We start from the raw sequence: 20,788 nt of genomic DNA on the forward strand, positions 1-20,788 counted from the left end.
CATACGGCCGTCGTCCGATCTCCCAAGCCAGGCGGCGGCTTACTCCATGAAAAAGTGTCTGAATAATCCAAAGGGGAACACAGTGACACTCGATCTTGCAAGCTTTGCCAAGGACCGTGGCATCAAATATTTCATGATCAGCTACACCGACCTGTTCGGCGGCCAGCGGGCCAAGCTCGTTCCGGCGGAAGCGATCGCCGACATGCAGAAGGACGGTGCTGGCTTTGCCGGCTTCGCCACCTGGCTCGACCTCACCCCCGCACACCCGGATCTCTTTGCGCTGCCGGACGCTTCCTCCGTCATCCAGCTCCCCTGGAAGAAAGACGTCGCCTGGGTCGCCGCCGACTGCGTCATGGACGACCAGCCGGTGGAGCAGGCGCCGCGCGTCGTCCTCAAAAGGCTGGTCGCCGAAGCCGCCGCGGAAGGCCTTCGCGTCAAGACCGGCGTCGAACCGGAATTCTTCCTGATCTCTCCCGACGGGTCGAAGATTTCCGACGAGTTCGATACCGCCGAGAAACCTTGCTACGACCAGCAGGCCGTCATGCGCCGTTACGACGTCATCGCCGAAATCTGCGACTACATGCTTGAACTCGGCTGGAAGCCCTACCAGAACGACCACGAGGATGCGAATGGCCAGTTCGAGATGAACTGGGAATACGACGATGCGCTGCAGACGGCCGACAAGCACTCCTTCTTCAAATTCATGGTGAAGTCGGTCGCCGAGAAGCACGGACTTCGGGCAACCTTCATGCCCAAGCCCTTCAAGGGCCTCACCGGCAACGGCTGCCACGCCCATATCTCGGTCTGGGATCTGGAGGGCAAGACCAATGCGTTTGCGGACAAGGAGATGCCGTTCGGCCTTTCAGCCAGGGGCAAGACCTTCCTGGGCGGCATCATGAAGCACGCCTCGGCGCTGGCGGCCATCACCAATCCGACGGTCAATTCCTACAAGCGCATCAACGCGCCACGCACGATTTCCGGCGCGACCTGGGCGCCGAATACGGTGACCTGGACCGGCAACAACCGCACCCACATGGTTCGCGTTCCCGGCCCGGGCCGGTTCGAACTGCGTCTGCCGGATGGCGCGGTCAATCCCTATCTGCTGCAGGCGATCATCATCGCAGCCGGTCTCAACGGCATCCGGCACAATGCCGATCCTGGCCGTCACTACGACATCGACATGTACCGGGAAGGCCACACCGTCACCGACGCGCCAAGGCTGCCGCTCAACCTGCTCGATGCTCTGCGCGAATACGACAAGGACGAGGAGCTGAAAGTGGCGCTCGGAAAGAGCTTCTCCAGCGCCTACCTGAAACTCAAGCATCAGGAATGGAATACCTACACCTCCCATTTCAGCGAATGGGAGCGGCAGACGACGCTTGATATCTGACTGTCAGGCTTCTGCGAAGATCAGAAGAGACGGCATGGCCTGTTCCTGCTATCCGATGTCGCTAAACGGATGGACGGGCATGCCGACGCCGCGCTAGCTTCCGCTCCACAACGTTGGCCGGGAGGGCCAGCCAATACCTCGAGCCAAGAGATCGATACCGATGAAAAGCTATGTGCTGACTGTTTCCTGCAAATCCACCCGCGGCATCGTTGCGGCGATCACCGGTTACCTTGCGGAGGAGGGCTGCTACATCACCGACAGCTCGCAGTTCGACGATCTGGAGACCGGCCTGTTCTTCATGCGCCTGACCTTCATCAGCCAGGAGGGTGCCTCGCTCGACAAATTGACGGCCGGCTTCGAGGCGGTGAAAACCCGCTTCGGCATGACGGCCGACATCCGTGATTCGGAGCAGCGCATGAAAGTGCTGTTGATGGTGTCGCGCTTCGGCCACTGCCTCAACGACCTGCTCTATCGGTGGAAAATCGGCGCGCTGCCGATCGACATCGTCGGCGTCATTTCCAACCACTTCGACTACCAGAAGGTTGTCGTCAACCACGACATCCCATTCCATCACATTCCCGTCACCAAGGCCAACAAGGCCCAGGCGGAGGCCCGCATGATGGACGTGGTCGAGCAGACCGGCACGGAGCTGATCGTGCTGGCCCGCTACATGCAGATCCTGTCCGATGCCATCTGCCAGAAGATGTCCGGCCAGATCATCAACATCCACCACTCCTTCCTGCCGTCATTCAAGGGCGCTAACCCCTACAAGCAGGCCTATGAGCGCGGCGTGAAGCTGATCGGCGCGACGGCGCACTATGTTACCGCGGATCTCGACGAAGGTCCGATCATCGAGCAGGACATCGCCCGCATCACCCATGCGCAGTCGGCCGAAGACTACGTCTCGATCGGTCGCGACGTCGAAAGCCAGGTGCTGGCGCGCGCCGTGCACGCGCACATTCATCATCGCACCTTCATCAACGGCAACCGCACCGTCGTCTTCCCCGCAAGCCCGGGCTCCTTCGCTTCGGAGCGCATGGGCTGATCCAACTCTCTCCCGCTGACATAGCTGGAATTTCGAATCCCCGGTGGCGTACGCCACTGGGGATTTTGTGGTTTGTCGCGCAGCGGTCAGCCGCCACCGGCGACAGCTCACGCTACCGCCGAGTCCTCAAGTCCTGACCGCATCTTGGGGCCGGCGATCAGACCGGCGGCGCAATTTCGATCGGGGTGCCGTCGGAAAAGCGGGTGAAGCGAAAGGGTGCGGGGTCGACGATCGGCGTGTTGCCCGTGACCAGATCGGCAGCGAGATGCCCCGCGCCGGGGCCGATGCCGAAGCCATGGCCTGAAAATCCCGTCGCAATGACCAATCCGGGAAGACTGTCGATCGTGGAGATGACCGGCACCGCATCCGGCGTCACGTCGATCAGGCCGGCCCAGACCTGCTCGACTTTCGCATCGCGCAGCACCGGCAGGGCTTCCGTGGCCGCCCGCAGCGCGTTCAAGGCGGCTCTGCCATCCGGCTTCGGATCGAGTATCCGATGCCGCTCGAATGCGCCGGGCCTGTCGAGGGGGACTGCGGCGATTTCGAACAGTTCCTGCCAGCTGCGAGGGCTGAGACCGAGCTGCACCGCGTCGCCCTCGGCCTTCCTCGCCGGCTGGAAATCGCTGAAGAAAGCAAAACTGTCCGGCACCAGCGCATGCATGTTGATGCCGCCATTGGCGATCGTGTAGCCGCCGTCCAGCCGTTTGCGATAGGCATAGGTGGCTGTGGCGCCCGCGCCATCCGGCCCGCGGTTCACCGCGCCGGTGCGCAGCACCGAGTTGCGCACTTTCAGTTGCGGCAGCCGGATGCCGAGCCCCTTGCAGAACAGCCGCGACCAGGCGCCGCCAGCAAGCACGACGGCGGAAGTCTCGATGCGACCCTTCTCGGTAATGACGGCGCTGACCTGGCCAGCGTTCGTTTCGATGCCGCGCACTGCGCAGCCCGTCAGGATGCGGGCACCGTCCCGGCGCGCGCCCGTCGCGATCGCCGGCACGGCCTTCTGCGGTTCGGCGCGGCCGTCGCTTGGCGTGTAGAGTGCGCCCTTGTATCGCTGCCCGGAGCCGAGCATCACGGCCGCTGTCTCGTCGGGGCCGATCTGGCGCGTGTCGAGCCCATGCGCCTGCGCGAGTTTCAGCCAGGCGTCGCGATTGGCGATATCGGTCTCGGTCTCCGAGATATAGAGAATGCCGGAACGGCGAAACCCGGTGTGGCCGCCGACCCGTGCGTCCAATCCATCCCAGATTTTCAGGGATTCGATCGCCAGCGGAATTTCCCGCCGGTCGCGGCCCATGACCCGGACCCAGCCCCAGTTGCGACTGGATTGCTCGCCGCCGAGCGCGCCCTTCTCGCAGAGCACGACGTCGATGCCGCGTTCGGCAAGGAACAGCGCCGTGCTCGTGCCGATGATACCGCCGCCGATGACGACGACGCCGGCATTTTTCGGCAGGATGTGATCGGTTTCAATCGGGTCGAGCAAGGGGCCTGGCATGTGGGCTGTTTTCCAGTGTCAGAGGTGGGCCTTCCTGATCTGGACCTGATGCTGCCGGTGTTCAAGTCGCGAAGAATGGCCGTTGCTGCGGCTCGGGGTGCCGATCAACCATGAGGCAACAGGAAGGCATCGCTTTCGCCTTCAATCAGCTCTTCATGCCAGATCTTGCGCAGTTCCGCATTCGGGTAAAAATGGCTGAAGGCTGGCATGGTTGCCAGCAGCGCTTCCGCCAGGGCGATGCCGAGATCGCGCCGCGAGAGTTCGAAGCCGGTAAGGCTGGGCGACAGGAAATGCGTCTGCGGGCTGTGGCGGCCAATCACCGCAATATCGCGCCCCGGCTTCAGGCCGGCTTCGCTCAATCCGCGGTAAAATCCGATCGCGATGCTCTCGTTGACCAGCAGTATTGCCGTTGGCCGGTCCTTCTTCGACAAAAGCTCGCGCGCGATCTGGTAGCCGCCTGCCTCGTTGGGTGTCGAGCGGAAGATGAGGTCGGGGTCGAGAAAAAGGCCGTGGGCTTCAAGCGCGCTGGCGGCCTGATCGACGAAGATATAGCCGAGGTTGACGTCGTCATGCGGCCTGGTGACGGCGATCCGACGATGGCCCCTTTCGACCAGCCTGTCGATCGCAGTCTGGGCCATGCCTTCGAAATCAAGATCAAGCCATGGCTGACCAACGTCGGTGAGGCTGCGTCCAAGCGTGGCGAAGGGGATCTTGCGCTTGGCGAGGAACTCCAGGCGCGGGTCCTGCCGCTGGGTTGCCGAAAGGATCAGCCCGTCGGCGAAACCCCGGGCGACGACGCGCCGGAGATAGTCGTCCGGGTCCTCCTGCGATGAACAGAGGAGGGCGACGAGGTCGAGATGGTGACGGGCAAAGACCGTCTGCACGCCGTCGAAGACGCTCATGAAGAAGGTGTCGCCCTGGCCGGTGATTTCGGCGCCGGTCTGCATCATGAAGCCGATGATGTTGGTCGTGCCCTGGCGCAGGCTGCGGCCCGACTGGTTGGGCACATAGCCGAGTTCGGCGGCGGCTTCGAGCACTCTTTTACGGGTTTCCTCGTTGACATCCGGACGCCCGTTCAGCGCGCGTGAAACGGTTCCGATCGAAATGTCCAGATGCTGCGCGAGCCTGCGTATGCCTGTCATTCCACCCGCTTTCAACTTGAGAATCCGGTGTGCCCGATTTCCATCTATTGACACGTTTCAAAATTCGTTCATAGTACCGTAAACGTTTACGGTCGTCGAAAAGGAGCGAAAACCGTAGACTTAGCGGAGGAGAATCCCATTTTGCGTGCAGTTTTGTGCGGGTGCGGAGCTATGGCTAGAGGTTGGCTGAAAGCTGTCGCGGACACCCCTGACATCAGAGCGGAGGTCGAGGTCGTTGGCCTCGTCGACGTCAATCCGGCGGCAGCCACGTCGCTTGCCGGAGAGTTCGGTCTGACGGACGCGGTCATTGGCTCCGACCTCGCAGCGGTGCTTGCCGAAACCGCGGCAGACGTGGTTTTCGATGTGGTCATTCCGTCCGCCCGTCACGACGTCGTTGCGACCGCTCTGGCGCATGGATGCCACGTGCTGAGCGAGAAGCCGATGGCTTCCTCGATCGAGGAGGGGCGGGCAATGATCGCCCAGGCAGCTGCTGCCGGCAAAGTCCATGCCATTGTCCAGAACCGGCGCTTCATCGCGGGCATCCGTCGCATCCGCCGGCTGGTCGAAAGCGGCGCGCTCGGCGAGTTGACTGCCATCCATTGCGATTTCTTCATCGGCGCGCATTTCGGCGGCTTCCGCGAAGAGATGGACAATGTCCTCTTGCTCGACATGGCGATCCACACCTTCGACGCCGCCCGCTTCGTCGCCGGCAAGGTGCCGGTCGCGGTCTATTGCCACGAAAGCAACCCGCGCGGCTCGTGGTATGCGCATGGTGCAGCGGCCAACGCGATTTTCGAGTTTTCCGACGACGTCACCTTCACCTATCGCGGCTCATGGTGTGCCGAAGGGGCCAATACCAGCTGGGAAAGCCGGTGGCGGATCATCGGCACGCAGGGCACGCTGCTCTGGGATGGTGCCGAGGATTTTCAGGCACACAGGGTATCGGGCACGGAAGGGTTTCTTCGGCCGGTCGACAGCATCCCTATGCCAGAGGCCGCAAACGTCGCCCAGACCCACGGCCATGCCAGCGTCATCGCCGACTTCCTCACCGCCATTAAAACCGGCCGCACGCCGGAAACGGCAAGCAACGACAATATCAACAGCCTTGCCATGGTGTTTGCGGCGATCGAGAGCGCCCGCACCCGGCAGCGCGTGACCTTATGAACAGGACCCCTTGATGAGCAATCCGGCAAAAGCCATTCGCATCGGCACCATGATCAGCGCATCCGGCGGCAAGGCTCCGACACGCATCGCCGATATTGCCGACATGGGCTTCGAAAGCTTCGAGCCTTTCTTCTGGCAGACGACCAACGGCCAGAATCTCGCCGATCTCGGCAAGCGCTGCGTCGAGGCGATCGGTGATCGCGACATCACCATCTCGACGCTCGGCATGTTCGGCAATCCCCTGGAGACGACGGATATCGATCGCGAGACGCTGCAGGGCTGGAAGGACTGCATCGACAACGCCCACCATTTTGGCGCCACCTGCGTCGCCGGCTTTACGGGAAGAATTCGCAACAAACCGCTGACTGACAGCCTTCCGCGCTACAAGCAGGTGTGGAGCGAACTTGCCATTCGCGCCGCCGACAAGGGCATCAGGATCGCCTTTGAAAACTGCGCCATGGATGGCAACTGGGCAACGGGCGACTGGAACATTGCCCACAATCCGGATGCGTGGGAGCTGATCTTCAACGAAACGCCGGACGACAATATCGGGCTTGAATGGGAGCCCTGCCACCAGATGGTCTATCTGATCGAGCCCATCCCGCAGATCCGCAAATGGGCGAAAAAGATATTTCACGTGCACGGCAAGGACGCGACGATCCGCTGGGACGTCATCCGTGAGCACGGCATTTTCGGCAAGGAGAAGTTCGTCTTCATGCGCACGCCGGGCTTCGGCGACACCAATTGGACGGATGTGATTTCCGAATTGCGCCTTGCCGGCTGGTCCGGTTCCATCGACATCGAGGGCTGGCACGATCCGGTCTATCGCGATCAGTTGGAAATGACCGGTCAGGTGCATGGCCTCAACTATCTGAAGGCTTGCCGGGGCGGCGACTTCGTCGTCGATGCCGCCTGATCGATCAGGCCGGTCAGGGTCTGAACGGACTGAAATGGACTGAAGAAGGCCGGCATGGAGGATGACGGCCGATAAGGATAACCAACAGGAGGAAACGATGGGTATCCGCAAATATGCAGTCATTGGCGCGCTGGCGCTTGCAGGCGTCTCGCTGTTTGGCCTGTCCGCCAGGGCGGAAGACGTGAAACTGACGCTCTGGTCGCTCGACCGTAATATTCAGCCGGCCCCAAATCTGGTGGCCGAGTTCAACAAGCTCAACAACGGCATCCACATAGAGTACCGGCAGATCCAGTTCGATGATGTCGTCAGCGAGGCCATGCGCGCTTATTCCACGGGCCAGGCGCCGGACATCATTGCCATCGACAATCCGGAGCACGCGCTGTTTTCGTCGCGCGGCGCCTTTCTCGATCTCACCGACATGATCTCCAAATCGACCGTCATCAAGCCGGAGAACTATTTCCCCGGGCCGCTGAAATCGGTGGAGTGGGACGGCAGGTATTACGGTGTGCCGAAGGCGACAAACACCATCGCGCTCTACTACAACAAGGACATGTTCAAAGCGAAGGGGCTTGATCCCAGCAAGCCGCCACAGACCTGGGACGAACTGGTGGATGCGGCGCGCAAGCTAACCGATCCTGCTGCCAACGTCTATGGTCTTGCGTTTTCGGCAAAGGCCAACGAGGAGGGCACCTTCCAGTTCCTGCCTTGGGCGCAGATGGGTGGCGGCAGCTATGAGAACATCAATGCCGAGGGCGCAGTAAAAGCGCTCGAAATCTGGAAGAAGATCATCGATGAAAAGCTCGCTTCGCCCGATACGCTGACGCGCGGCCAGTGGGATTCGACCGGTACCTTCAATTCCGGGAATGCCGCCATGGCGATCTCGGGCCCGTGGGAACTCGACCGCATGACTCAGGAGGCGAAGTTCGACTGGGGCGTGACGCTGCTTCCGGTGCCGAAGGAAGGCGCCGAACGTTCCTCGGCCATGGGCGACTTCAACTGGGCGATTTTCGCTTCCTCCAAGCACCCGGAAGAGGCCTTCAAGGCGCTCGAATTCTTCGCCTCGCAGGACGACAAGATGTTCAAGAACTACGGCCAGCTTCCGGCCCGCTCCGACATCTCGATCCCCGAGACCGGCCAGCCGCTCAAGGACGCGGCCCTCAAGGTGTTCCTCGAACAGTTGAAATATGCAAAGCCCCGCGGCCCGCATCCGGAATGGCCGAAGATCTCCAAGGCGATCCAGGATGCCATTCAGGCCGCCTTGACCGGTCAGGCGAGCCCGAAGGACGCGCTTGATCAGGCCGCCGAAAAGATCAAGGCTGTGCTGGGCTGATCTGACGGGCGATGAAGTGGCTCTTGCTGCTCTTCTCCCCGGCGGGGAGAAGAGCCGGGAAGAGCGAGACGACGGGGGGATGTGAGCGTCCGTCGACGCGACTGCCCCGAGCACAAGCGAGGACAGCTATGCCGCACTCTCCCTCATCCGGCACCTCTGGCCGCCTTCTCCCCGCCGGGGAGAGGTCGAACCGGATGGCGGACGCGCCGTCCAGCATTTCCTCCCGGAAGGGGGTGCCTGCCGCGCAAGCGCCCGGCAACCCCGTTCGGGACGTCCGAGGCCCGATCAAGAGGCTTTATTCCAGTGTAAGGGACGGCCGCGGTTTCGATATCGTGCTGGTCGCCTTCCCGCTCGGTTTCCTGTTCCTGATGGCGGGCCTGCCACTGCTCTACAACGTGTTGATGAGCTTTCAGGAGGTCGACATGTTCAGCCTCGGCACGCTGATGCGCCCCTTTGTCGGCCTGAAGAACTATCGCGACCTTTTCGCGCAGCCCGAGACGCTGCCGATCCTTGCCAATACGGCGATTTTCGTCGCCGGCTCGATCGCCGGACAGTTCCTCATCGGCTTTGGGCTGGCGCTGTTCTTCTGGGTCAATTTTCCCGGCGCTTCCTGGCTGCGCGGCCTGTTCCTTGTCTCCTGGGTGATGCCGGGTCTCGTCGTCGGCGCCATCTGGAACTGGATCCTGTCGGGGGATTTCGGTGTCCTCAACTTCGTCCTGAGGGAAGGTGGCGTGATCTCCGGTAATATCTTCTGGCGCTCGGATCCGAACTATTCGCTCTATGCCGTCATCCTCGCCAATATCTGGCTCGGCACCGCCTTCAATATGATCCTCCTCTCGGTCGGTCTCTCAGCTATCCCTGCCGATCTCTACGAGGCCGCCGAACTCGATGGCGCGAACGCCTGGCAGCGTTTCTGGACGATCACCCTGCCGATGATGCGCTCCACCATCGGCGCCATCATCGCGCTTGGCCTGATCTTCACGCTGCAGCAGTTCGACCTGTTTGCCGCGATCACCTCCGGCGGGCCCAACAATTCGTCCAACGTTACGCAATACTGGGCCTGGGAGCAGTCCTTCCGACAGTACGACTTTGCCAAGGGCGCGACGATTTCCGTCCTGATGATCATCTTCGTCATGATCGCCTCGGTCGTCTATGTCCGCTCGACACGTCACGAGGTGCGCGGATGACCGAGACGAACCGCAATCGCCTCATGCTTTTGATCGCCCTGGTCATGGCGGCGATCTATCTGTTTCCGCTCTACTGGATGTACATAACTGCCCTGAAGAGCGGATCGGAGATGTTCGCCACGCCGCCGACCTTCTGGCCGTCGGTGCCACAGTGGAGCACCTATGCTTTCGTCTGGGAGAGCCGCGGCATGGGACGCTATCTCTGGAACTCGCTGGTCATCGCTTCGGGAGCCGTGGTGCTGATCACGGTGCTCGGCGTCGGCTGCGCCTATGTGCTGGCGCGCTACCGCAATGGCTGGGTCGATGTCGGTCTGTTCCTGATCCTGATGCTGCAGGTCCTGCCGGCGTCGCTGATGATCACGCCGATCTTCGTCGGCTTTTCGCAACTCGGCATGCTGGACTATCCGCGTCTGGCCGTGATCATCGCGATCGCCGCGAAAAGCATGCCGTTCTTCGTAGTCCTGGTGCGCGCCACCTTCATGGCCGTGCCGATGGAACTGGAGGAGGCGGCGCTGGTCGACGGCAATTCGCGTGTCGGCGCTTTCTTCCATATCGTCCTGCCGCTCGCCCGCAACGGCATATTGGTGAGCGCCATCCTGATCTTCATGCAGGCCTTCGGCGAGTTCGTCTATTCCAAGTCGATCATCCAGGACATCGAGCTTCAGCCGGCCAGCGTCGGCCTCAATTCCTTCATGGGCCCGAACACCAATGAATGGAACAACATCATGGCCTACGCCACGATCTACGTGACCCCCATTCTTGCCATCTTCGTGCTGCTGCAGCGGCGCATCGTCTCCGGCCTTACCTCGGGAGCCATCAAATGACCAAGCAGATCGAACTCTCGGGCGTCAACAAATATTACGGCGCCTACCACGCGCTGAAGAACATCAACCTCAGCATCGAGAAGGGCACCTTCGTCGCGCTCGTCGGTCCGTCCGGCTGCGGCAAGTCCACGTTGCTGCGTTCGCTGGCCGGGCTTGAGAGCATTTCGACGGGCGACCTGAAGATCGCCGGCGAGCTTATGAACAAGGTGCCGCCGCGCAAGCGCGACATCGCCATGGTGTTCCAGTCCTACGCGCTCTACCCGCATATGACGGTCGAGCAGAACCTGACCTACAGCCTGCGCATTCGCGGTGTCGCCAAGGCCGAGGCGAAAAAGGCGGCAGAGGAAGTCGCGGCCACGACCGGGCTTTCGCATCTCCTCGGTCGCTATCCGCGCGAGCTTTCCGGCGGCCAGCGCCAGCGCGTCGCGATGAGCCGGGCCATCATCCGCCATCCCAAGGCCTTCCTGTTCGACGAGCCGCTGTCCAATCTCGATGCGGCGCTGCGCGTCCATATGCGCAAGGAAATCCGCACCCTGCATGACCGGCTACATGCCACGTCGGTCTATGTCACGCATGACCAGATCGAGGCGATGACGATGGCCGACCATGTGGTGGTGATGAAGGACGGCGTGATCGAGCAGCAGGGCGCGCCGCTGGAACTCTACGACCGGCCGGCCAATAAATTCGTCGCCGGCTTCATCGGCTCGCCGGCGATGAACTTCGTGCCCGCGACGGTCGGCGAGGATGGCCGCTCGCTGGCGGTCGATATCGGCGAAAAGCAGACCATCGCTCTGGATCGCCAGCTCCAGCCGGGCCGCAAGGTGACAGCGGGACTGCGGCCCGAGCACTTGCATTTCGTCGAGCCGGGACAAGGCGTCTTCCGTCTGCCGGTCGGGATCGTCGAGACCACCGGCTCCGCCACCTACATCACCACGTCGACGGCAACGGAGGTGACGGTTGTCGACACGACGCGCAGGCCCGTCGGGGCCGGAGACGTCATCGATGTGTCCATCCGGCCGGCGGACGTGCACATCTTCGATGCGGAAACCGGATTGAGGGTCTGAAGCCGGATCGACCGCGTTTGGTTTTTTCTGTATAAAAATACGTTCGCCGGCCTTGACAAGTGGGGAGCCGGCGATATTCCCTGTCGGCAAAAGGATGCGGACCATGGCCGCGACAGGGAGGAAATGAGATGGGTGGACTTCTGGCCGGCAAACGCGCCGTGATCACGGCAGCAGCACAGGGCATTGGCCGCGCTGCCGCCGAGGCGTTCCAGCGCGAAGGGGCGATCGTCACGGCCACGGACGTCAATGAGGAAAAACTCGCCGAACTTTCCGCCCTGGGCATGAACGTCGCGAAACTCGATGTGATGAACGCCGACGCGATCTCAACCTTTGCCGCGGAAGCCGGAACGATCGATGTGCTGTTCAACTGCGCCGGGACGGTGCATGCCGGAACGATCCTCGAAGCCAGCGAGCGGGACTATGATCTCGCCTTCGATCTCAACGTCAAGTCGATGTTCCGGCTGATCCGGGCCGTCCTGCCGGGCATGATCGACAACGGCGGCGGCTCGATCATCAACATGTCGTCGGTTGCGGGCGTCCCGATGGGTGTGCCCAACCGCTTCGTCTATTCAGCCAGCAAGGCGGCCGTTATCGGCCTCACCAAGTCGGTCGCGCTCGATTACATCAAGCAGGGCATCCGCTGCAACGCGATCGCGCCCGGCACGGTGCAGTCGCCGTCGCTCGAGGAGCGGATGAAGGCGCAAGGCAACTACGAGGAAGCCCGCGCCGCCTTCATTGCCCGCCAGCCGATGGGCCGCATCGGCCTGCCGGAGGAGATTGCGGCGCTTGCCGTTTATCTCGCCAGCGACGTTTCCAACTATACGACGGGGCAGGTGCACGTCATCGACGGTGGCATGAGCCTGTAGTCTGCTCTGCAGGCCGATGTTGTCGGCGCTATACATCGGCAGACGCGCGCTATAGTCTCTGCCGACCACAGAAGGCGCGCAGCAGTCGTATGACACAAAAGGAACCCACCAGTCTCATCCCCGTACTGAGGATCGATTTTCCTCACGCAGAGCGGCTGGGCCGGGGCAAGATTGCGCTCTTGGAACACATTCGAGAGACCGGCTCGATCTCGGCGGCGGGCCGCGCCATGGACATGTCCTATCGGCGCGCTTGGCTGCTGGTCAGCGCGCTCAATGGGATGTTCAGCCAAGATGCGGTCCTGTCGCAGCGCGGCGGAAAGCAGGGCGGTGGCGCGCTCGTCACGCCTTTCGGAGAAGAGCTGATCCGCCGGTTCCGGGCAATGGAGGCAAAGGCCGCGGCGGCGCTTTTTGAAGAGCTGGCTTGGCTGGAGAGCAACCGCAATCCTCATGCGATGCCGGCCGGTGAACTCACAGATCCAGCGCAACGCTCTTGATGACGGCATGCACCGGTTTGCCCGCCTGCAGGCGGAGCAGATCGCGTGACAGGGTGGTCACCCGCGACAGGATCGTCACGCCACCGCAATCCAGACGCACATCGACCATGCCATGCTCCGCTTCTCCGATCCCGACGATCGTGCCCGGCAGGACGTTGAGCGCGCTCAGGCCATCCGGTCGGCTGGTGGCCAGCATGACATCGCGGGCCGCGATGTGCAGGCGCACCGACTTGCCGGCTGGCGCCTCCAGATGCGGTACTTGAATCTTCACGGTGCCGGCGCAAACGATCGTGATCTGGTGCGAAACATCGCTGGTCTCAACGGTGCCTTCGATCAGCGTGCCCGCCTCGCGGCGGCTGATCGCCGGGGATGGCGCGCTCAAAATCGTCGCCGCGTCGCCGGACGCGCTGATCCGGCCGTTTTCGAGCACGATGACCCTGTTGGCCAGCCGGGCGACTTCGACGACCGAATGGCTGACATAGATGACGGGAATTCCCGTTTCATCCCGCAACCGCTCCAGATAGGGCAGGATCTCCGCTTTCCGCTCCTCGTCGAGCGCGGCCAGAGGCTCGTCCATCAAGAGCAGGCGCGGGCTTGAAAGCAACGCCCGGCCGATGGCCACACGCTGTTTTTCGCCGCCTGAAAGATTGGCCGGCGCGCGATTGAGCAGCCCTCCGATGCCGAGCAGATCGACGATCCTGTCGAAATCCGCTCCTGCACCGGCGTGCCGGGCGAACCAGCGGCCGTAGCCGAGATTGCGCCGGACGTTCAGGTGGGGGAAAAGCCGAGCCTCCTGAAAGACATAGGCGAAGCGGCGTTTGTGCGGCGGCACAAAAATGCGGGCCGCGCTGTCGACGAGAACATCGCCGTTGAACGCCAGCCGCCCGTCTTCGGGGCGCAGCAACCCGGCGATGATGTTGATCAACGACGTCTTGCCCGATCCGGAGCGGCCGAAGAGGGCGGTGACACCCTTGTCCGCAGAGAACGCAGCCGTAACGGAAAACGCGCCGAGACGATGGCGGACAGCAACCTCGAGGCTCATGCGGCGTCCATCTTCTTCACCGCGAGATTTGCCAGCATTTCCGAGATCATCAGCGCCGCCATGGATATCACGACGGAAATGATGGTCAGGCGAAATGCGCCGGCATCGCCGCCGGGCACCTGCGTAAAGGTGTAGATCGCCGAGGAAAGCGTCTGGGTCTCGCCGGGAATGTTGGAGACGAAGGTGATCGTCGCGCCGAATTCGCCCATCGCCTTGGCAAAGGCGAGAATCATGCCGGCGATGATGCCGGGCAGGACGAGCGGGAGCGTGACCGTCAGGAAAACCCAGACGGGTCCTGCGCCGAGTGTGGCTGCTGCCTGCTCGAGCCTGCGGTCGACCGCCTCGATCGACAGCCGGATGCTGCGCACCATCAGCGGAAAGGCCATGATGGCGCAGGCAAGCGCTGCGCCTGTCCAGCGGAAGGAAAAGACGATGCCGGTATATTCGGCGAGAAACGCGCCGATCGGCCCACGTTTTCCAAACAGGATCAGTAGCAGAAAGCCGGTCACCACCGGCGGCAGAACCAGGGGAAGATGGACGATTCCGTTGAGCACGGCCTTTCCCCAGAAGCGGCCGCGCGCCAGGATCAAGGCAATCCCGATAGCAAACGGCAGGCTGGCAAGCATGGCGACAGACGATACGCGCAGGCTGAGAAGGATCGCCATCCACTCCGCATCGCTCAAAACCAGCCAGTCCAAATGCCGCTCCAGTCTTTGGCGCTCCGTCCGTTGGCGGGCGTCTCTTGCTTAGTTCAAGATCTTAAAGCCCCGGGCCTCAAACAGCGCAGCCGCCTTTGCCGATTTGATGAAATCCAGGTAGGCGGCGGCATCCGGATTGCTGCTCTCCGCCGTGAGCGCGATTGGGTAGACGATAGGCGGGTGGCTGTCTTCCGGGAAGGTGCCGACGATCGCCACGCCCTTGTCTGCGGCGGCGTCCGTCTTGTAGACGATGCCATAGGGTGCTTCGCCCTTGGACACCAGGAGAAGTGCTGCGCGGACGTTTTCGGCGCCGGCCACGTTCTTTTCGACGGCAGACCAGACGCCGAGCTTTTCAAGCGCGGCCTTGCCGTATTTGCCTGCCGGAACGGAATCGACGGCGCCCATCGCAAGTTTCTCATCGCCCAGCAGGCCCTTCAGGTCGAAACCCTGCTTGATATCGACGGGTGCCGTATCCTTGCTGCCTGCCACCAGCACGATCCGGTTGCCGAGCAGATTGGCCCGGGTGCCGTCCTTGATCAGCTTCTTTTCGGCGACGTAGTCCATCCAGGCCAGATCGGCGGAGATGAAGACATCGGCCGGCGCGCCGGCTTCGATCTGCTTGGCGAGCGCCGAGCTTGCCGCATAGGAAACGGTCGCTTCCTTGCCGGCTTCCTTTTGCCAGGCGGCATTGACGGCATCGAGCGCATTCTTCAGGCTGGCTGCGGCAAAGACCGTCACTTTTTCACTGGCGGCTGCCGGCTGGGCAAATGGCATTCCGCTCAACCAGAGGGCAGTGACAGCGGCGGTGACAAATTTGAGCAAGGTTCGACGTTCCGTGCGCATGCGGTTCCCTGGCGATCGAGATATTTTCCTAGATATAACGGGTTGAGAGGAATGGCCAGCGTTATATTTCTATGAATACATTGAAAGTTATTCCCGGCTGTTTGACGTTCGTGCTTGTCATCAACCACTCCGCCGTTACATTCGGGAGCGTCCGACGGACGAGCATAGGGAGGCCGGAAACGAAGATGGAATCGAGTGTGACGCTTGAGGAAAGCTGGAAAGCGGTTTTGGCACCGGAATTCTCCAGTTCCTATATGGCCGAGCTGAAGGCATTCCTGCTTGAGGAAAAACGCGACGGCAAACAGATTTTTCCAAAGGGAGCAGAGTATTTCCGTGCCCTGGACCTGACGCCGCTGGAGACGGTGCGGGTCGTCATCCTCGGCCAGGACCCCTATCACGGGGAGGGGCAGGCGCATGGGCTGTCGTTCAGCGTCAAACCCGGTGTGCGCTCTCCGCCGTCGCTGGTCAATATCTACAAGGAGCTGCAAAGCGATCTCGGCATTCCGCCTGCTCGCCATGGCTTCCTGGAGAGCTGGGCGCGACAGGGTGTGCTGCTCCTCAATAGCGTGCTGACGGTGGAGCGAGCAATGGCCGCTTCGCACCAGGGCAAGGGTTGGGAACGGTTCACCGATGCGATTATCCGGGCGATCAACGAGCAGCCCCGTCCGGTCGTTTTCATCCTGTGGGGATCCTATGCTCAGAGGAAGGCGGCCTTCGTCGATCGGTCGCGCCATCTGGTGATCCGCTCGGCACACCCGTCGCCGCTATCGGCCCATAACGGGTTTTTCGGCAGCAAGCCTTTTTCAAAGGCCAATGATTTTCTCGTCGCCAACGGGCGCGAGCCCATCGACTGGGCGCTGCCGGCCAATCCCGAGGCGCAGGCTCAGGTCAGCGTCTGAGAGGACGGTGGCTCGGGCGACTTGGCCTTCCGACGGGCAACGACGCTTTCGCGCCAGACGGTGAAAATCCCCGCGCAGACGACGATCACCGATCCGGCAATCACATTCAGGCCGATCGTTTCGCCAAAGACGACGACGCCGATGATCGAGGCGAAGACAAGCTGGAGATAGGTGAGCGGCTGGACCTCGGCTGCGTCGAGCAGTTCATAGGCCTTGATCAGGAAAAAATGGCTGGTCGTTCCGGTGATGCAGAGCATCAGCATCCAGACCCAGTCCTGCGCCGCAATTGTCGTCCAGTAGAACGGACCGACGGCGGTGATCGCCACGGCACCGGCGACCCCCGTGTAGAAGAAGCTTGTCATGGCGGTATCGTCGCGGCTGACGAGCCGCGTCGAAATCACGTAGATCGCAAAGATCAGCGATGATGCGAGCGGGATCAGCAGCTTGAGATCAAAGCTGCCGCCGCCCGGTTCCAGGATCAACAATACACCCAGCAAGCCGATGATGATCGCCGTCCAACGCCGCCAGCCGACGCGCTCTCCGAGAAGCGGCATGGAGAGAAGGGCGACGAAAAGCGGCCCGGAGGAAAAGATCGCCTGCGAATGGGCAAGGCCGACCGCGGCAAACGAAAAGATGACGATGACGATCTGGAATGCAAGCAGAACGCCACGCAGGACCTGCAGGACCGGTCGCTTGGTTTTCGCGGCCGCCAAAAGGCCGCCCCGTGATCGCGATGCCAGCGCGATCGCAAAGGTGGTAAAAGCCCAATAGCGGATCATCGTGATCAGGACGGGCGGGTAGAGGCTGCCCAGATGCTTGGAAAGCGCGTCCTGGATCGAGAAAATCGAGATCGCCAGCAGGACGAAGATGTAGCCGGTGCGCTTGGAAGTCATGAGAACGGTCTTACATCGGCTGCGCCGCAGGCGCCCATGCTATTTTTGCAGTGCAGCAAGGAATTTCCCAATCGGCGTTTTCCGAGAGCACGCGCGACGTTGCGCCGCGCGTGCTGCCGGCAGCTTATTCCTCGCGGAACGTATGCTGCAGCTGTTCGGTCAGCGGCTTTGCCAGGTAGGATATCACGGTGCGGTCAGCGATCTTGATGAAGACCTCCGACGGCATGCCGGGATAGAGCGTCAATCCCTTCAGCTTTGCCAGGCTGTCCGCCTTGGGCTTGATACGCAGAGGGTAGTAACTGGTGCCGGTGCGCTGGTCGGTGACAATGTCCGGCGCGATGGTCACGACTTCCGCCTCGACGATCGGCGTGGTGCGCTGGTTGAAGGCGCTGAAGCGGATTTCGACCGGCTGCCCCACGCGTATCTGGTCGATGTCGTGCGTGGCGATCTTGGCCTCGACCGTCAGGCCGTCCGAGCCGGGAACGACAAGCATCAACACTTCACCGGGATTGATGACGCCGTTCACCGTATGGACGGCGAGCTGGTAGATCCGGCCATCCAGCGGCGAGCTGATGTCGAGCCGTTTCAGCTGGTCCAGGGCGGCAATGCGGCGGTCTTCATATTCGGCTATCTTGCCCTCGACGTCGGTCAGTTCCTTGGCAATCTCGGTGCGGCGGTCCTCGTCCAGCTGCAGAATCTGCAGGTCGATCTCGCTGGATTTGCCGGCCGCCTGAGCCCGGGCGGCGATGCGTGCACCGCGGTCGCCTTCCAGCTGGGCGCGGTTGCGCTTGAGCTCGGTAAGCCGCTGCATGGACACCAGGCCCTTGCCATAGAGCTTGTCGAGTCCCGTCAGTTCCTCATTGATCAGCTTCAGCGCGTCCTCGATGGCTGCCAACTGTACGGTCAGGCCCTTGGTTTCGTCGGCCAACTGGCTCTTGCGCGAGGCAAGCTGGCTTTTCATGCCGACAAGCGCGCTCTTTCGGCTCATGAACAGCTTGCGTTCGCTCTCTTCGAGAAGGACGGCTGGTGTGCTTGAGCCCGATGTCAGCGCGTTCAGGTCTTCCGGAATGCTGAACTCCGCAGAGTTGGTCTGTTCGGCTACCAGGCGGGCGCGACGGGCATAGAATTGCGCCAGCGTGTTCTGCACGATCGACAGATTGGCCCGAACGGTCGTGCCATCGAGCTTGATCAGGGTCTGCCCGGCCTTGACGCTATCGCCTTCCTTTACCAGGACCTCGCCGACGATTCCGCCGGTCAGGTGCTGGATTTTCTTGACGTTGTTCTCGACCACGACGGTGCCGGAAGCCACGATTGCGCTGGACAGCTCGGTCGTTGCCGCCCAGCCGCCAACGCCGACGACGAGGGCGAGGGCGAGGATCGAGACGGCGGTCACGTGCCGGGCGAGAGAGCGGCGGGAGTTCACCGGTTTTGTTTCCATGGAAGTATCGGTCACGATGCGGACTCCTGGCCTTCACCCACGACTTTCAATGAGGCGGCGCCGGCAATTTGTGGCGGGCGGTTTTGCTTGCGCAGGATCTGTGCAAGGACTTCATCCCTCGGTCCGAACGCCTGCATCCGTCCTTCGCTCATCATCAACACCATATCGGTGGCGGCAAGCGCGCTCGGTCGGTGGGCGACGACGATGACGATGCCGCCGCGGGCGCGCACACCCATGATCGCTTCGGTGAGCGCCTGTTCGCCCTCGGCGTCGAGGTTGGAGTTCGGTTCGTCCAGAACCACCAGGAAGGGGTCGCCGTAGAGCGCGCGCGCCAGCGCGACACGCTGGCGCTGGCCGGCGGAAAGCGCCGCGCCGCCTTCACCCATCTCGGTTTCATAGCCGTTCGGCAGTTTGAGAATGAGATCGTGGACGCGCGCGGCGCGGGCCGCGGACACGACGGCCTCGGCCGAGGCGTCGGCCGCAAACCGCGCGATGTTCTGCGCCACGGTGCCCGAGAACAGTTCGACATCTTGCGGCAGATAGCCGACATGACGGCCGAGCCTGTCGCTATCCCACTGGTCGAGTGCTGCGCCGTCGAGCCGGACAGAGCCGCGATAGGATGGCCAGATGCCGATCAGCGCGCGCGCGAGCGAAGACTTGCCCGAGGCACTCGGGCCGATGACGCCGAGCGCGCTGCCGGCCTTCACGCTGAAATTGACTTCGGCGAAGGTCAGGCGCTGCCCGCCGGGCGGGCCGCCGGCAAGACTTTCGGCGCTCAGCTTTTCCTTGGGCACGGGCAGTTCCAGCGGGGCGTCGCGTTCCGGCAGGGCGGTCAGCAGTTCCTTCAGCCTTTGCCGGCTTTGCATGGCGGAAACAAAACCGCGCCAGTTGCCGATCGCCAGCTCGACCGGCGCGAGAGCGCGGGCCGTCAGGATCGAACCGGCGATAATGATGCCTGGCGAAGCCGAGCCCTGGATGACGAGAACCGCACCGGTCGCCAGCACCGCGGATTGCAGCGCCATGCGCGACACCTTTGAGAGCACGCCATAGCCATTGCCGACGTCGGAGGTCTCGCGGTTTTGTTCCCGGAAGGTCGTGTTTCGAAGATCCCAGAGCTGCGACATGCGGCCGAGCATGCCCATGGCCTGCATCACTTCGGCATTGCGCTGCGATGATTGCGCGAAGGCATTGCGCTGGTTGCCGGCCTCAGCGGCCCTTTTGGAGGGCGCCTGGGTGCCGCGATTGGTGAAGAACGTCAGCGTGATCAGGATAAGCGAGCCGAGGACCGCGACGGTACCGATCCAGTAATGAAACATGAAGCAGATGACGATATACAGCGGCAGCCAGGGCAGGTCGAGGAAGGCTGCGGGGCCGGATCCGGAGAGGAACGAGCGAATCTGGTCGAAATCGCGCAAGGCCTGCAGGCCGTCGCCCTGGGTGCGCAGTTTCAACGGGGCCTGAACCACGGCGCGATAGATGCGGCCGCTCAGGGCTTCATCGAGGGCGCCGGCAATGCGCACGAACATGCGGCCGCGCACCATTTCGAAGGCACCTTGGAAAGCATAGAGCAGCAGGGCCAGCAAGCAGAGGGCGACAAGGGTCGGGATGCTTCGGCTGGGCAGTACCCGGTCATAGACCTCCAGCATGAAGAAGGAGCCCGTCAGGTAGAGAATATTGACCAGAGCGCTGGCAATGAAGACGCCGACGAAGGCACTCTTGCAGTCGCGCAAGGCGAGAATCGGATCGACAATGCTCTGGTTACTTTTCGAATGTTTCACTGTAGAGGTCCTCGCGAGACGTCTGTCGCCTCATTGGAATGCACCAGCGTGCCACAATTAAAGTCGCACGACCCCGTGGGTCTGTCGCGTCGGAACATGCTTTTGCGCGTTCGTTTCCGGCTTTTTTGCGCTAAATATATGAATTTTTCGCGTTCTTAGTGGAACTCGTCGCATATTGCCATGTTTCGCGTTGTGTTTCTCGAAAATATTTCTGCTGTATAATCGGGTACTTAAGCGCAGGTTGAAGTATGTCCACGCAGTGGCGCGGCATTTCGCCAAAAAACAA

At 62.0% G+C, this 20,788-nt stretch carries 19 protein-coding genes; 11 read left to right on the top strand and 8 right to left on the bottom strand.

Annotation, left to right across the window (positions count from 1 at the left end):
- Positions 1 to 82 precede the first annotated feature (82 nt).
- Positions 83 to 1,390 (top strand): type III glutamate--ammonia ligase, encoded by a 1,308-nt coding sequence (gene glnT, locus JNB71_RS17285; RefSeq protein WP_220373056.1) that lies wholly within the window; start codon positions 83 to 85, stop codon positions 1,388 to 1,390.
- Between the two features lie 160 nt (positions 1,391 to 1,550).
- A complete protein-coding gene (gene purU / locus JNB71_RS17290; protein WP_220373057.1) occupies positions 1,551 to 2,435 on the top strand; it encodes a formyltetrahydrofolate deformylase in 885 nt (294 codons plus the stop codon).
- A 157-nt stretch (positions 2,436 to 2,592) separates the two neighbouring features.
- On the opposite strand, the gene JNB71_RS17295 is transcribed toward purU, so the two are convergent.
- On the bottom strand, positions 2,593 to 3,924 hold the full coding sequence (locus JNB71_RS17295; protein WP_220373058.1) for an NAD(P)/FAD-dependent oxidoreductase: 1,332 nt from the start codon (positions 3,922 to 3,924) through the stop codon (positions 2,593 to 2,595).
- Between the two features lie 104 nt (positions 3,925 to 4,028).
- Positions 4,029 to 5,066, bottom strand: coding sequence for a LacI family DNA-binding transcriptional regulator (locus tag JNB71_RS17300; protein WP_220373059.1), 1,038 nt, complete (start codon positions 5,064 to 5,066; stop codon positions 4,029 to 4,031).
- A gap of 171 nt (positions 5,067 to 5,237) precedes the next feature.
- On the opposite strand from JNB71_RS17300, the gene JNB71_RS17305 reads away from it, so the two are divergent.
- The 8 genes from JNB71_RS17305 to JNB71_RS17340 all read left to right on the top strand — a co-directional run bounded on the left by JNB71_RS17305 (position 5,238) and on the right by JNB71_RS17340 (position 12,911).
- Positions 5,238 to 6,230, top strand: a complete 993-nt coding sequence (locus tag JNB71_RS17305) for a Gfo/Idh/MocA family protein (protein ID WP_220373060.1) — start codon at positions 5,238 to 5,240, stop codon at positions 6,228 to 6,230.
- 13 nt (positions 6,231 to 6,243) lie between these two features.
- A complete protein-coding gene (locus JNB71_RS17310; RefSeq protein WP_220373061.1) occupies positions 6,244 to 7,146 on the top strand; it encodes a sugar phosphate isomerase/epimerase family protein in 903 nt (300 codons plus the stop codon).
- Between the two features lie 97 nt (positions 7,147 to 7,243).
- Positions 7,244 to 8,476 carry an ABC transporter substrate-binding protein gene (locus JNB71_RS17315; protein ID WP_220373062.1) on the top strand — a complete coding sequence of 411 codons (1,233 nt, stop codon included), beginning with the start codon at positions 7,244 to 7,246 and terminating at the stop codon, positions 8,474 to 8,476.
- A 284-nt stretch (positions 8,477 to 8,760) separates the two neighbouring features.
- Positions 8,761 to 9,663: a carbohydrate ABC transporter permease gene (locus JNB71_RS17320; protein ID WP_220373368.1), complete on the top strand. Its 903-nt coding sequence runs from the start codon at positions 8,761 to 8,763 to the stop codon at positions 9,661 to 9,663.
- Positions 9,660 to 10,487 carry a carbohydrate ABC transporter permease gene (locus JNB71_RS17325; protein WP_220373063.1) on the top strand — a complete coding sequence of 276 codons (828 nt, stop codon included), beginning with the start codon at positions 9,660 to 9,662 and terminating at the stop codon, positions 10,485 to 10,487. Before JNB71_RS17320 ends, JNB71_RS17325 begins: the two co-directional genes overlap by 4 nt.
- Entirely contained in the window at positions 10,484 to 11,551 is a 1,068-nt protein-coding gene (locus tag JNB71_RS17330) for an ABC transporter ATP-binding protein (RefSeq protein ID WP_220373064.1), read from the top strand. The genes JNB71_RS17325 and JNB71_RS17330 overlap by 4 nt, the downstream gene beginning before the upstream one ends.
- Before the next feature lie 128 nt (positions 11,552 to 11,679).
- Positions 11,680 to 12,417, top strand: a complete 738-nt coding sequence (locus tag JNB71_RS17335; protein WP_220373065.1) for an SDR family oxidoreductase — start codon at positions 11,680 to 11,682, stop codon at positions 12,415 to 12,417.
- An 89-nt stretch (positions 12,418 to 12,506) separates the two neighbouring features.
- Complete coding sequence (locus tag JNB71_RS17340; RefSeq protein WP_220373066.1) at positions 12,507 to 12,911, top strand: winged helix-turn-helix domain-containing protein; 405 nt, start codon at positions 12,507 to 12,509, stop codon at positions 12,909 to 12,911.
- On the opposite strand, the gene modC is transcribed toward JNB71_RS17340, so the two are convergent.
- Genes modC through modA form a run of 3 tightly spaced genes read right to left on the bottom strand, consistent with a single transcriptional unit; the run spans position 12,886 to position 15,494 of the window.
- A complete protein-coding gene (gene modC, locus JNB71_RS17345) occupies positions 12,886 to 13,953 on the bottom strand; it encodes a molybdenum ABC transporter ATP-binding protein (RefSeq protein WP_220373067.1) in 1,068 nt (355 codons plus the stop codon). The two genes, JNB71_RS17340 and modC, sit on opposite strands and share 26 nt — an antisense overlap.
- A complete protein-coding gene (gene modB, locus JNB71_RS17350) occupies positions 13,950 to 14,651 on the bottom strand; it encodes a molybdate ABC transporter permease subunit (RefSeq protein WP_018328055.1) in 702 nt (233 codons plus the stop codon). The genes modC and modB overlap by 4 nt, the downstream gene beginning before the upstream one ends.
- Before the next feature lie 48 nt (positions 14,652 to 14,699).
- The gene (gene modA / locus JNB71_RS17355; protein ID WP_220373068.1) at positions 14,700 to 15,494 is read right to left on the bottom strand and encodes a molybdate ABC transporter substrate-binding protein; all 795 of its coding nucleotides are present in this window, start codon (positions 15,492 to 15,494) and stop codon (positions 14,700 to 14,702) included.
- Between the two features lie 185 nt (positions 15,495 to 15,679).
- On the opposite strand from modA, the gene ung reads away from it, so the two are divergent.
- On the top strand, positions 15,680 to 16,393 hold the full coding sequence (gene ung / locus JNB71_RS17360; RefSeq protein ID WP_220373069.1) for a uracil-DNA glycosylase: 714 nt from the start codon (positions 15,680 to 15,682) through the stop codon (positions 16,391 to 16,393).
- Here ung and JNB71_RS17365 read toward each other — a convergent pair.
- The 3 genes from JNB71_RS17365 to JNB71_RS17375 all read right to left on the bottom strand — a co-directional run bounded on the left by JNB71_RS17365 (position 16,378) and on the right by JNB71_RS17375 (position 20,502).
- Positions 16,378 to 17,286: a DMT family transporter gene (locus JNB71_RS17365; protein ID WP_220373070.1), complete on the bottom strand. Its 909-nt coding sequence runs from the start codon at positions 17,284 to 17,286 to the stop codon at positions 16,378 to 16,380. The two genes, ung and JNB71_RS17365, sit on opposite strands and share 16 nt — an antisense overlap.
- Positions 17,287 to 17,410: 124 nt before the next feature.
- Complete coding sequence (locus JNB71_RS17370) at positions 17,411 to 18,724, bottom strand: HlyD family type I secretion periplasmic adaptor subunit (RefSeq protein WP_220373369.1); 1,314 nt, start codon at positions 18,722 to 18,724, stop codon at positions 17,411 to 17,413.
- Positions 18,725 to 18,735: 11 nt separating this feature from the next.
- Entirely contained in the window at positions 18,736 to 20,502 is a 1,767-nt protein-coding gene (locus JNB71_RS17375; RefSeq protein ID WP_220373071.1) for a type I secretion system permease/ATPase, read from the bottom strand.
- Positions 20,503 to 20,788: the final 286 nt, after the last annotated feature.

This window comes from Rhizobium herbae, assembly GCF_019511375.1.
GTDB classification, from domain to species: Bacteria; Pseudomonadota; Alphaproteobacteria; order Rhizobiales; family Rhizobiaceae; genus Pararhizobium; species Pararhizobium herbae_A.